Below are 11693 nucleotides of genomic sequence, written 5' to 3'. Positions count from 1 at the left end.
CATCGACATCGCCCGCGAAATGCTGGATGCCAACCCCGCCCTCGTGGAACTGCCCGACGCCGAAGGCCAGGACGTGTGCTACGACAAGGCCATGAACGACATCCTGAACGGCATCAAGGACGACCTCAACGAATTCCGCGTAGAGCACCAGCGCTGGTTCTCTGAAAAAACCCTTGTGGAAGGCGGAGCCGTTGCTGCGGCTTTTGACGCGCTTGATTCCGCCGGGTATACGTATGAGAAAGACAATGCCTACTGGTTTGCCACAGAGAATCTGGGCGACGACAAAAACCGCGTGCTGCGCAAGTCGGACGGCAGCCTGACCTACTTTGCCTCCGACATCGCCTACCATCACGACAAGTTCCAGCGCGGCTACGACTGGCTCATTGATATCTGGGGCGCGGATCACCACGGCTACATCCCCCGCATGCGCGCGGCCATAACGGCCATGGGCAAAACGCAGGACAGCTTTGACGTGGTGCTCATCCAGCTGGTGAACCTGCTGCGCGAGGGGCAGCCCGTGAGCATGTCCACCCGTGCGGGCACCTTTGAAACCCTGGCTGATGTCATCAAGGAAGTGGGCGTTGACGCGGCGCGCTTCATGTTTCTTTCGCGCAAGAGCGACAGCCCGCTGGACTTTGACCTTGAGCTTGCCAAGCAGCGCAGCCTCGACAACCCGGTGTACTACGTGCAATACGCCCACGCGCGCATCTGCGCCGTGCTGCGCCGGGCTGAAGAACGCGGCTTCGTGCTGCCCGCCAAGGCCGATGCGGACCTGCTGCACGGGCTGGATACGGCCGAAGACATGGCCCTGCTGCGCAAGGCCGCCACGTTTGAAGACATGTTGGCCTCCGCCGCCAAATCGCTGGGCGTCCACCACGTGAGCACCTACCTTACGGAACTGGCCGGGCAGCTGCACAGCTACTACGCCAAGCATCAGGTGCTGCTGGCCGATGACGCGCCCCGCACCCTGGCCCGCCTTGCCCTCCTGCGTTCCATCGGTCAGGTGCTGCGCAACGGACTGGACGTGCTTGGCGTGAGCGCACCGGAAAGCATGTAACATTTGTATAAACTGGATTTTGAGTGGGATCACTCCTGCGGGTTCACTCCCGCAGAAGCATCCCCGCTGTTTGCATAAACGTCGAATATTCGGCGTGCGAAAAATCTGCTCTGTGCCTGTTGCCGTTAAGGCGCGTTTTGGACGAGGCCTTGCGTGTGCTCCGCCTGCTCCGGACAAGACGCGCCTTAACGGTCAAACCAGGCCCCCGCAGCTTAGCGCACGACGGAGGATAATGAATGGCCGCCCCCTTACGTAAACCCCGCAAATCCGTCGTTTCCCAGCCTTCGGGCGAGAAGCGCCGCTTTGTTATCCGCCTTTCGGGGCCAATGCTTGCCCTGCTGGGCGTAATCCTTACGGTTGCTGTGGGCTGGTCATTTTTTATGGGATTCATGGTCGGGCGCGGACAAAACCCTGAAACGCGCGTGGAGCAGATGACCAGCATGATCTCCAAGGACGCGCCCAAGGCCAAACCAGCTCCGGAGACCCCCGCGCCTGACGCGGCAGCTCCGGCGGCACAGGCCGAAACCGCCGATGCCCAGAATCCGACCCCTGGCGCTGAGGAAAATCAGGCTGCGCCCGCAGCCGCGCCCCAACCCGGCAAGCCGGGGCAGGATCAAAAGGGGCAGAAGGCCGCAGCCCAGGCTCCGCAGGGCAAACAGGGCCAGCAATCCCCGCAGGGAGCCTATCCCTTTGCGCAGCCTTCGGGCAACAGTCTGGCGGCCTGGGGCATCAAGCCCGGCGCCAACCAGAGTGCGCAGGGCCAGGGCGCTCAAGCTGGCGGACAAGCCAACGGGCAGGCCAGCGCGCAAACGGGCGCACAGGCCGCAAAGCCAGCCCCTGCCAAGACAGGCCCGCAGTTTGATTATGTATATCAGGTGGCTGCATTCAAATCTGACGAAGACGCGGACAAGCTGCGCACACGCCTGGAAGGCAAGGGCCTGCGCACACGCACCCAGAAAAACGGCAAGCTTGTGCTGGTTATGGTCAGTATTCGCGGCACGGAAGACGATGCCTTCAACCTGCGTGAAGACCTGCGCCACATGAGGCTGGGCGTCCCCATTCAGATTTCGCAAAAACCTGTTTCAAGCAAACCGCAAAAATCAGGGCGGTGAGGCAAAACATGACCGCAACTGAAACTTTCGGCGATTTTCTGCGCAAGATAGGCCGCCCCTGCCTGAACGGCATAGACGCTCTAGGCAACACAGCCCTGTTCATGCTTGAAGGGCTGGCCCAGATATTTGCCAGCGCCAAGATTTTTCCGCGTACCATGCAGCAGCTCTTTGTCATCGGCTCCAAGTCGCTCTTTCTTATCATGCTGATCGGCGTGTTCTGCGGCATGGTGCTGGGGCTTCAGGGCTACTACACCCTGGTGAAGTTCGGCTCGGTGGGCATGCTTGGCTCTGCCGTGTCGCTGACGCTCATCCGCGAGCTTGGGCCGGTGCTTACGGCCATCATGCTCACAGGCCGCGCCGGGTCTTCCATGACGGCGGAAATCGGCGTCATGCGCATCACCGACCAGATCGACGCTCTGGATGTCATGGACATCAATTCCATGGGCTATCTGGTCAGCCCGCGCCTGCTGGCCTCGCTCATTGCCTTCCCTCTGCTGACGGCGGTGTTCGACGTTATCGGCATCATCGGCGGCTACCTTACGGGCGTGCTCATGCTGGGCATCAACGAGGGCGCGTATTTTTACCGCATCACCAGCTCGGTGACGGCAACGGACGTGAACGGCGGCTTTATCAAGTCTGTGCTCTTTGGCCTGCTTGTGACCACCATCTGCTGCCGCCAGGGCTATTACACCAACAAGAGACGCGACAGCGTTGGCCCGGAGGCCGTGGGCAACGCCACCACCTCTGCCGTGGTTATTTCCTGCGTGCTGATTCTCGCGGCTGACTACATTGTTACCTCTTTTTTGCTGTAACAGACCATGCAGTCTGTAACAGTCATCGGCATCGACCCCGGCTCCCAGCGCACGGGCTGGGGCGTGGTGCGCGAAGTTTCGGGAGTGTTGCAGCTGGTGGACTGCGGCGTTGTGCGCACGGCCTCGGCGGGAAAGGAATTTTCTGACCGTCTCGCCCGCATTTACCATGAGCTTTCAGGCGTTCTGGCCCGCCTCAAGCCGGAAGAAGCCGCCATTGAGCAGGTTTTTACCGCCAAGAACGCGGCTTCGGCCCTCAAGCTTGGGCAGGCGCGGGGCGTGGCCGTGGCCGCCTGCGCGGCGCACGGCCTCACCATCAGCGATTATGAGCCGACCCTTGTCAAAAAATCCCTTGTGGGCACGGGCCGGGCAGAGAAGGAGCAGGTAGCCTTTATGGTGCAGCGCCTGCTCAACGTCAAAAACGCCAACTGGGCGCTGGATACTTCCGACGCGCTGGCTGTGGCAGTATGCCACCTGACCGTGCGCCGTTTTGCCGCCCTGGCGGGCAAATAGCATCTGCCAAAGCAGTATCTCAACATCTTTCCCTACCCGCCTGATTTTCTGTTGCCCCACGCCGGGGCCTGCCACTTACGCGGCGGGGTATTCTGCCATATGCGGAACCACGGCCTTGCCCAGCCAGTCAATGGCCCGGCCCAGATGCCGCATGTTTTCCAAAGCAAAGGCGTCCTTTGCCGCTTCCCCCTCCGCATGGCCGAAGCCCACGTTCCAGTAGGTCGAACCTGGGACCAGCATCTTGGACATCAAAAACATGTGGTTAATGCTGTCATAGGCGTGGGTTGCTCCGGCACGCCCCGCAGCCACAACTGCCGCGCCAATCTTGCCCTGAAAAAGTCCGCCGTTCACATAGGCCACAAATCCGGCCCTATCAATCAGCGCTTTCAGTTCCGCAGACATATCCGTGAAATAGCAGGGAGTGCCCAGGATCATGGCGTCCGCTGCCAGCATTTTTTGCAGCAGTTCGTTGAGAATATCGTTGTCAAAAACACAGCGTCCGTTTTTCAGTTCCGCGCATTTGCCGCAGCCCCGGCAGCCCTGAATCTTCTTGCCGCCCAATTGCACAGTTTCCACTCCCCAACCCGCCTCGCGCAGAGGCGTAAGCGCCTCATGCAGCAAAAGGGCCGTATTGCCGTTTTTTCTGGGACTTCCGTTTATGGCGAGTACTTTCATGATGTTTCTCCTGAATGCCAGATTTGACCCCATACTATGCCTAATCTGCAAAAGTTGAAGTACTGACAAAAAATTCATATAATGACGTAAATAACAGGTACTGACAAATAGTATAGCTTAAAACAGGAAACTGCATGGATACTCCCGACAATTGCCCGCCCGTGCAGGGCAATTACCGCTGCCACTTTGAGCTGACCTTGCAGCTCATTGGCGGCAAGTGGAAACTTCTGGTTATCTATTTTCTTTCATTGCAGGAGGTTATCCGTTTCAGCCAGTTGCGGCGATCCCTGCCGGAAATCAGCGAGCGCATGCTGGTGCGCCAGTTGCGCGAACTGGAAGAAGACGGCCTTGTGCACCGCAAGGTCTACGGTACTGTGCCGCCGCGTGTGGATTATTCGCTCACGCCGCTTGGCGTGTCGCTTGTGCCCATCATGGAGTCGCTGAAGACCTGGGGCTACATGTATGAAAAAAGCCGCGGCCCGGCTGAACCTGACCACGGCGATGCCAAGAGCGCTGGCACTGAAGTGTAAAAAAACGGAGGGCTCAACAAACCCTCCGTCTGCACACGGGCGACAGCGCCGCCGTATGATCATTCTTTTGCGGTTTATTCCACGATCACGGCTTTCTTGATGATCACGCTTTCCATGGGCACGTCGTCGTAGTAGCCCTTTTTGCCGGTCTGCACGGCGGCGATTTTGTCCACCACTTCCTGGCCCTTGATGACCTTGCCAAACACGGCATAGCCCCAGCCCTGCGGCGTCTGGCTCTTGAAGTCGAGGAAGTCGTTATCCTTGGTGTTGATAAAGAACTGCGCAGATGCCGAATGCGGCTCGCTGGTGCGGGCCATGGCGATGGTGTACTTTTTGTTCTTGAGGCCGTTGTCCGCTTCGTTGCGGATGGAGGCGCGGGCAGATTTCTGCTTCAGGTCGGGGGTAAAGCCGCCGCCCTGGATCATAAAGTTCTTGATAACGCGGTGAAACACCGTGCCGTCATAAAAACCGGATTTGACGTACTGCACAAAGTTGGCCGTGCTGATGGGCGCTTTGCGGGCGTCAAGGCGCACCACAATGTCGCCAAGGCTGGTTTCAAGTTTCACAGCCGGATCAGGATCAGCAGCCTGCGCCTGCCCTGCCAGAGCAAGCATGCCACCGAGGCAAAGAGTCAGCGTAACTGCACGAAAAAAAACACGAATTGATTTCATGGATTACTCCTCGCAATATGATGTGCCGGGTCTGCCCCGGCAGGCCGCAAGGTAGCATGCTGCCGTACACGCAGCAAGGGCGGCTGACCAGGCAACATCAGACCGGAATACATAAGGCCGGAATGCGCCGTCAGACGACATCAGGGCAAACTACATCGGCCCTGACCACACCGGGCATGCGGCAACCGCCCCTTGCCAGCACCATATGGCGCAGCCGCCCAGCGCCGAACTTTCCCCTTCCGGCCCTTGCTAATTGCCGCTGCCGTTATTATAGTTACTGCCAGAAGACAATCTTCAAGCCCGCCCGACGGCACTGCGGCACGGAGCCGTAGCCGCCGAACGGGCTGAGCGCCTTCAACTGCTTTTCGGAGGATATAATGTCATACAGCCGCAGTGTTGCTCAAAGCGCCGCTACCAGCGTTGCTTCCCTTTACATGCGTCAGGTCTATCAGTGGATGACGGCCGGTCTGGCAGTAACCACTGTCGTGGCCTACGCCGTTGCCACTTCGCCTGCCGTGCAGGCGGCCATTTTTGGCAACACCATTGTGCTTGTTCTCATGCTGGTGGCCCAGTTCGGTCTTGTCATCGCCCTTTCGGCGGCGGTTCACAAAATGTCCGGCGGCACGGCCACGGGTCTGTTTTTGCTGTATTCCGCCGTTACGGGCGCAACGCTTTCGTCCATCTTTGTGGTGTACCCCATTGCGTCCATTGCCAACGCGTTTCTGGTAACCACCGGCACCTTTCTTGCCATGTCGGTCTACGGCACTGTCACCAAGCGCGACCTCACGTCCATGGGCAGCTTTTTGTTCATGGGCCTCATCGGTATTGTCATTGCCTCGCTGGTGAATATCTTCCTCAAGAGCAGCATGATGGACTTCATCATCAGCTGCCTTGGCGTGCTTATCTTCACCGGCCTGACCGCCTATGACACGCAGAAGCTGCGCCGGTTCGGCGAAAACGCCCCCATGGAAGACGGTACAGCCGTGCGCCGTGGCGCCATCCTTGGCGCGCTGACGCTCTACCTCGACTTCATCAACCTTTTCCTCATGATGCTGCGCCTGTTCGGCGGCAACCGCGAGTGATGCGGTACTGCGCCATCGCAGCCTGAAATTTGAGCGATCGGGGGCGAAAGGCCAGGCCTTTTGCCCCCTTCTTTCGCTCTACGGAACCCTATGAAAAAGAAAAATTTCCAACGCGGAGCGCCCGGCGCTTCCGCCCATACCCCCGGTTTTCCCTCAAAAGAGGAATTGCTGGAGGCCTTTTCCGCCCAATCGCGCCCCATGCGCGTGGACGGTCTTTTGCGTGTGCTGGGCCTTGCCCGCCGCGCCAAGGGCGACCTTGAAGCCGCGCTGACAACGCTGGCCGAGCAGGGCCGCCTGTTGCGGTTGCGCGGCGGCCTCTGGGCGCGCCCCGAAGCCCTCAAGCACATTACTGGCCGCTTCAGTTCGCTGCGCGACGGCGGGGGCTTTGTTACGCCCATGCGCCCGGTTGCCGAGGACGAAAACAACCGCGACAGCCAGCTGGAATTTACCGGCGCGCGCGATGTGTATATCCCCGCTGCGCTGACCGGCGAAGCCTGGCATCAGGATATTGTGCGCGTAGCGCTCTCCCCCGGTGCATCGCGCGGCCCATCCCCCGAAGGGCGCATCACTGAGGTTGTGGAACGCGGCCTCAAGGAAATCCCCGCCCATGCCGCCCACCGCACAGGGCATACACTTTTTTGCCGTCCGGCGGACGCGCGCCTCTCCGTCAATTTCAGCGTGGAGCTGGCTGATGGAGAAACCCCTCCCGAGCCGGGAACCCTGGTGCTGCTGGCCCCGGTGCAGCGCCTGGCCTCCGACCTGTGGACGGCCCGCATTGTGGGCGACTATGGCCGCGAGGACGATGTGGCTGTTCAGGAAGAACTGGTCAAGCTCAACCACGAGGTCCCGCGCGATTTTCCTGCCGGGGTGCTGGCTGAAGTCCAGCACCTGCCCAGCGGCCCCACGTCTGAAGACATGCACGACCGCGAAGATGTGCGCGGCCTGACCCTTGTGACCATTGACGGCGCGGACGCCCGCGACTTTGACGATGCCGTGGAGGTCGAAGACCGCCCCGGCGGCGGCTGGCTGTTGCGCGTGGCCATTGCCGATGTGAGTCACTATGTGCGCCCGCGCGGCAACGGCAGCACTGGGGCGCTGGATGCGGAAGCTCTCTCGCGCGGCAACTCCTGGTATTTCCCCAAGTCCGTGGAACCCATGCTGCCAGAGGCCCTTTCCAACGGCCTGTGCAGCCTGCGCCCGGACGAAGACCGCCTCGCCATGCTGGCGGAAATTCCTTTTTCCGCACAGGGCAAGCCCGGCACACCGCGCTTTGCGCAGGTTGTCATGCGTTCTGCGGCACGGCTGACCTACGATCAGGTCAAGGCCTGCATGCTCGACAACGATGCCGCGGCCCTTGCCGCCCTGCGCGAGAACCCGCGCGGCGAAGAAGTCATCACCATGCTGCAAAGGGCCTTTGCCCTGTATGCGGCCCTGCGCGATGCCCGCCGCCAGCGGGGCAGCCTTGATTTTGACCTGCCCGAGGCAGACAGCCGCCTGGACGAAGCCGGGCGCGTGGTCTGGATCGGGCACCGCCAGCGGCACGACGCCCACCGGCTCATCGAAGAATTCATGATAGCGGCCAACGAGGCCGTGGCGCGGCACCTGCGCGATGTGGGCATGCCCTTTCTCTACCGTGTGCATCCCCTGCCCGACCCGGAACGGCTGGAAAGCCTTTTTGACACTCTTGCTGGCGTGGGTATGGAAGACCTGCCGCCCCGGCCGGACGCCTCAGCCATGCAGGGCATTCTTGCCCGCGTGCAGGGCACGGATCAGGAATTTCTGGTCAACCGCCTCTGCCTGCGGGCCATGCCGCAGGCGCGCTATCAGCCTTTCAACGAGGGGCATTTTGGCCTTGCTTCGCAGGCCTATTGCCACTTTACCTCGCCCATCCGCCGCTATGCAGACCTGCTGACCCACCGCGCGCTCAAAACCGCCATGGGCATCGGCGTGGGCGCGTTGGCCGCAGGGCAGAAGCTGCTGCGTATCAGCGACCAGATCAACAGACGCGAACGCGCGGCCATGGCCTGCGAACGTGAGATGGATCGCCGCTTGGGCTGCCTTGCCCTGATGCCCCGTGTGGGCGAACACTTCAAGGGCATGGTGGCAGGTGTCACGGACTTTGGCATTTTTGTGGAACTGGCCGACATGCCTGTGGAGGGTCTGATCCGCATTGATGACCTCGGCGGCGACTGGTACGACTTTGACCCGCGCACCATGAGCCTTGTGGGCCAGCGCTCCGGCGTCATGTGGCGCATGGGCCAGAGCCTTGAGGTCGCACTGGCGGAAGTGAATTTGGGACGGCTTGAAATCCGGCTCATGCCGCTGGAACTGCCCAAGGCGGCGCAGGGCAACTGGCGCGGCAGAGGCAAAACATCCCGCAAGCCCGCTCACAAAGGCGGCGCAAAACCGGGGAGTACAAGCCGCCCCGGCGGTTCGCGCTCCGGCTGGAAGATCACCTCGCCCGGCGACGACTCCGGCAGGGGCGGGGGCAAGGGTGGAGCAAAGAGCAAGGCCCGCCGTAACGAGGGTGGGCCAAAGCGTGGCAGCAAGGCTGGAGGCAAGGGCGGCAACGGCGGCCCGGGCGGGCGCGGGCGTAGCGCGGGCAACGGCAGCAAAAAGCGGGGCCGCTGATGGCCTTGCTTTCCGCACAGCAGCGTATGGGCGCAGCTGCGCTCATACTGGCGGCCAGCACGGTTCTTTCGCGCCTCATGGGTCTTGCGCGCGACAAGATCATTTCGTGGCAGTTCGGCGCAGGCGGCGAATCCGATATGTATTTCGCCGCCTTTGTGGTGCCGGACATCATCAATTATCTGCTGGCGGGCGGCTTTATGTCCATCACCATCATCCCCCTGCTGACCCGCAGGTTTCAGGAGGATGAGGCGGATGCATGGCGCTTTTTTTCCTGCGTTTTTTGCTGGATGGCGGCTGCCTCCACCCTGCTGACCCTTGGCGGCATGGCCCTTGCGCCCTGGCTGGCGCAGGCGGTGGCCCCCGGCTTTACGCCGGAGCAGTGGGCGCGGCTGACCTTTTTTATGCGCATCATTCTGCCCGCCCAGATATTCTTTCTGTGCGGGGCATGCATCACGGCCCTGCTGTTCATGCGGCGTCAGTTCCGCGTGCCGGCGCTGGCCCCGCTGATCTACAACGGGGCCATCATTGCCGTGGGCCTGCTGCTGCCCTGGCTGGCAACCACGCAGACTGCGCAGGCCGCTCTGCCAGCAGGCCTGCTGGCCCACATGGACGGCATGACCGGCTACTGCGTGGGCGTGACCCTTGGCGCGGCCCTTGGCACCTTTGTACTGCCCCTGCGGGTAGCGGGCCAACAGGGCCTGCGGCTGCACATGGAATGGCGGCACCCGCTCATGGGCAGATTTCTGCTCACGGCCCTGCCCCTCATGCTGGGGCAGACCATCATGATGCTGGACGAGCAGTTTTTGCGGGTCTTTGGCAGTCTGGCGGGCGATGGCACGGTGAGCCTGCTCAACTACGCGCGGCGCATCACCCAGGTTCCTGTGGGGCTGGTAGGTCAGGCCGCCGCTGTGGCGTCCTATCCCTTTTTGGTGGCGCTGCTGGCGCAGGGCGACACCGAACGCTTCAACTCCACCCTGCGCACGGCCCTGCGGGCCAGCGTTGCCCTCATCATTCCCTGCGCGTTCTGCATGGCGGCCACAAGCTGGCCCATCCTTGGCGTTATTTTTCAGGGCGGGCGCTTCAGCCTCGCAGACACGCTGGCTACCCTGCCGCTCACGCGCATCATGCTGGCCGCCACGCCCTTCTGGATTATCTACATGGTGCTGGTGCGGGCCTACTACGCCCACGGCGACACCATCACCCCGGCTGTGACTGGCAGCATCATGACGGCGCTGTGCATACCCATGTACTACTGGTGGGCTGTTCCCAACGGGGCGTGGGCCATCGCGGCCCTTTCGGGCCTGAGCGTGAGCCTCTACGTGCTCTGGCTGGTGGGCATATGGATTCGCCGCCACGGCAGCGGGGCCTTTACTGGCCTGACCGGGCTTGCGGCGCGGGTGATTTTTTGCAGTCTGCCCGCTACGGCTGCGGGCTGGTGGGTCTCTGAGGTCTGTATGCGCTCGTTTACGCTGTCCCCCATCCTCAAGGCCTGCGTAGTGCTGATGTTGGGCAGTTGCGCCTTTATGGCCCTGTTTCTGCCCCTTGCATGGCAGACCGCGCCCGAGGCTCTGGAGCCAGTACTGCAAAGGCTGCGGCGCAGACGCGGCACAGCCTGATTCTGCTGAAAAAACTAACCTTGAGATGTTCGGGGGGGCTATCTCCCCCTAAATATTTACCGGCTGCGCAAGCATTCTCGCGCAACTGACCGGGGCCAGAGTACGGCATCCTCAGCCGCAGTAAAAGTTTCTTCCATTATCAGACTGCCATCCGGGCTATGATTCTGCCTCTCTTCCAGCGGCATGCCTTTGCTGCAACCTTTGCTCCAGCAGGGAAACCAACGCGCTCGCCAGCAGGGCCGCGCCTGATGCAAGCCCGTAGCACAGCCACAGGGAAAGATGCTCAACCCCTGTCATCACCACCACCGCAAAGGCAATACAGCCAAACCAGCCCGCCATGATGCCCCGAAAAATGCTTATCACGGCCCCAGCCCCCAGCGTGGCATGGGCAAAGGGCACAATGGAGCAGACCATGACGGGAAAAAACATGAGTACGCCGCTCCAGCCGGGGCCAAGCCAGTGGGCGGCCTCCGTCACGGCAAAGACCAGCCCGGCTCCGCAGGCCATCTGTATGGGAACGCGCGCATAGGCCGTCATGGCATGACCGGGTCTGCACACCGCCGCGACCCTTGGCAGACAGACAAGTACCAGCACCGGAGAAAGTGAGGACAGCGCCACGGCCCATACGTGCGTGAAGGGCAGGTGCAGCACGACCCACCCCCCGGCAAAAAAACCGCACAGGGCCGCAGGCAGGGCCGCAAACCATGGCAGGCCCCAGGCGGCAAGCCAGGGATATATGAGCGCTGTTACCGTGCAGGCCAGCACCCCAAGCAGAGTGTTGAATGAGGCTGCGGCAGAAAAAGCCGCGCCCTGCTCCAGCGTGAGGAATAAGGAAACCGGGCCGGAAATGAGCGGCAAGCCTGCAATGACGCCGCCCACAAACGAGCCCCAGCGGCGGGCCACCAGCAGGCACATGAGGATAAGCAGTGGCGTGAGAAAAATTTTGACCAGCATCTATGCCGCCCTGTGAGTGCAAAGAGTCCGCGCCGGGTGTACC

At 61.5% G+C, this 11693-nt stretch carries 11 protein-coding genes; 8 read left to right on the top strand and 3 right to left on the bottom strand.

Annotated features, from left to right (window positions below):
- The 4 genes from argS to ruvC form a co-directional block, all read left to right on the top strand.
- On the top strand, positions 1–1057 hold a 1057-nt coding region (gene argS / locus VEZ52_RS07425), incomplete at its 5' end, for an arginine--tRNA ligase (protein WP_324836262.1).
- 236 nt (positions 1058–1293) lie between these two features.
- The gene (locus VEZ52_RS07420; protein WP_324836261.1) at positions 1294–2169 is read left to right on the top strand and encodes an SPOR domain-containing protein; all 876 of its coding nucleotides are present in this window, start codon (positions 1294–1296) and stop codon (positions 2167–2169) included.
- Between the two features lie 8 nt (positions 2170–2177).
- Complete coding sequence (locus VEZ52_RS07415) at positions 2178–2981, top strand: ABC transporter permease (protein WP_324836260.1); 804 nt, start codon at positions 2178–2180, stop codon at positions 2979–2981.
- Between the two features lie 6 nt (positions 2982–2987).
- A complete protein-coding gene (gene ruvC / locus VEZ52_RS07410) occupies positions 2988–3491 on the top strand; it encodes a crossover junction endodeoxyribonuclease RuvC (RefSeq protein ID WP_022657884.1) in 504 nt (167 codons plus the stop codon).
- 75 nt (positions 3492–3566) lie between these two features.
- On the opposite strand, the gene VEZ52_RS07405 is transcribed toward ruvC, so the two are convergent.
- Positions 3567–4166 (bottom strand): flavodoxin family protein, encoded by a 600-nt coding sequence (locus VEZ52_RS07405; RefSeq protein ID WP_324836259.1) that lies wholly within the window; start codon positions 4164–4166, stop codon positions 3567–3569.
- Between the two features lie 134 nt (positions 4167–4300).
- On the opposite strand from VEZ52_RS07405, the gene VEZ52_RS07400 reads away from it, so the two are divergent.
- Positions 4301–4696 (top strand): helix-turn-helix domain-containing protein, encoded by a 396-nt coding sequence (locus VEZ52_RS07400; protein WP_324836258.1) that lies wholly within the window; start codon positions 4301–4303, stop codon positions 4694–4696.
- A gap of 74 nt (positions 4697–4770) precedes the next feature.
- Here the strand turns inward: VEZ52_RS07400 and VEZ52_RS07395 are convergent, their stop codons facing one another.
- A complete protein-coding gene (locus tag VEZ52_RS07395) occupies positions 4771–5367 on the bottom strand; it encodes a peptidylprolyl isomerase (protein ID WP_414649508.1) in 597 nt (198 codons plus the stop codon).
- A 377-nt stretch (positions 5368–5744) separates the two neighbouring features.
- Between VEZ52_RS07395 and VEZ52_RS07390 the strand changes: the two genes are divergently transcribed.
- From VEZ52_RS07390 to murJ, 3 genes are all read left to right on the top strand, one after another.
- Positions 5745–6449: a Bax inhibitor-1/YccA family protein gene (locus VEZ52_RS07390; RefSeq protein ID WP_324836257.1), complete on the top strand. Its 705-nt coding sequence runs from the start codon at positions 5745–5747 to the stop codon at positions 6447–6449.
- Positions 6450–6539: 90 nt separating this feature from the next.
- Positions 6540–9080, top strand: a complete 2541-nt coding sequence (gene rnr, locus VEZ52_RS07385; protein ID WP_324836256.1) for a ribonuclease R — start codon at positions 6540–6542, stop codon at positions 9078–9080.
- Complete coding sequence (gene murJ, locus VEZ52_RS07380; RefSeq protein ID WP_324836255.1) at positions 9080–10696, top strand: murein biosynthesis integral membrane protein MurJ; 1617 nt, start codon at positions 9080–9082, stop codon at positions 10694–10696. Before rnr ends, murJ begins: the two co-directional genes overlap by 1 nt.
- Positions 10697–10852: 156 nt before the next feature.
- Here murJ and VEZ52_RS07375 read toward each other — a convergent pair whose 3' ends face one another.
- Entirely contained in the window at positions 10853–11650 is a 798-nt protein-coding gene (locus VEZ52_RS07375) for a hypothetical protein (protein ID WP_324836254.1), read from the bottom strand.
- Between the last annotated feature and the right edge of the window lie 43 nt (positions 11651–11693).

Source organism: Desulfovibrio sp. (assembly GCF_035644575.1).
Classification (GTDB): Bacteria; Desulfobacterota; Desulfovibrionia; order Desulfovibrionales; family Desulfovibrionaceae; genus Desulfovibrio.
This window is presented reverse-complemented; position numbering and strand designations above follow the sequence as displayed.

Bases quoted from the DNA above. Each gene is read 5' to 3' on its own strand.
- VEZ52_RS07420 (WP_324836261.1), top strand. From the start codon at position 1,294: ATGGCCGCCCCCTTACGTAAACCCCGCAAATCCGTCGTTTCCCAGCCT.
- VEZ52_RS07375 (WP_324836254.1), bottom strand. From the start codon at position 11,650: ATGCTGGTCAAAATTTTTCTCACGCCACTGCTTATCCTCATGTGCCTG.
- rnr (WP_324836256.1), top strand. From the start codon at position 6,540: ATGAAAAAGAAAAATTTCCAACGCGGAGCGCCCGGCGCTTCCGCCCAT.
- VEZ52_RS07395 (WP_414649508.1), bottom strand. From the start codon at position 5,367: ATGAAATCAATTCGTGTTTTTTTTCGTGCAGTTACGCTGACTCTTTGC.
- VEZ52_RS07390 (WP_324836257.1), top strand. From the start codon at position 5,745: ATGTCATACAGCCGCAGTGTTGCTCAAAGCGCCGCTACCAGCGTTGCT.
- ruvC (WP_022657884.1), top strand. From the start codon at position 2,988: ATGCAGTCTGTAACAGTCATCGGCATCGACCCCGGCTCCCAGCGCACG.
- VEZ52_RS07415 (WP_324836260.1), top strand. From the start codon at position 2,178: ATGACCGCAACTGAAACTTTCGGCGATTTTCTGCGCAAGATAGGCCGC.
- VEZ52_RS07400 (WP_324836258.1), top strand. From the start codon at position 4,301: ATGGATACTCCCGACAATTGCCCGCCCGTGCAGGGCAATTACCGCTGC.
- murJ (WP_324836255.1), top strand. From the start codon at position 9,080: ATGGCCTTGCTTTCCGCACAGCAGCGTATGGGCGCAGCTGCGCTCATA.
- VEZ52_RS07405 (WP_324836259.1), bottom strand. From the start codon at position 4,166: ATGAAAGTACTCGCCATAAACGGAAGTCCCAGAAAAAACGGCAATACG.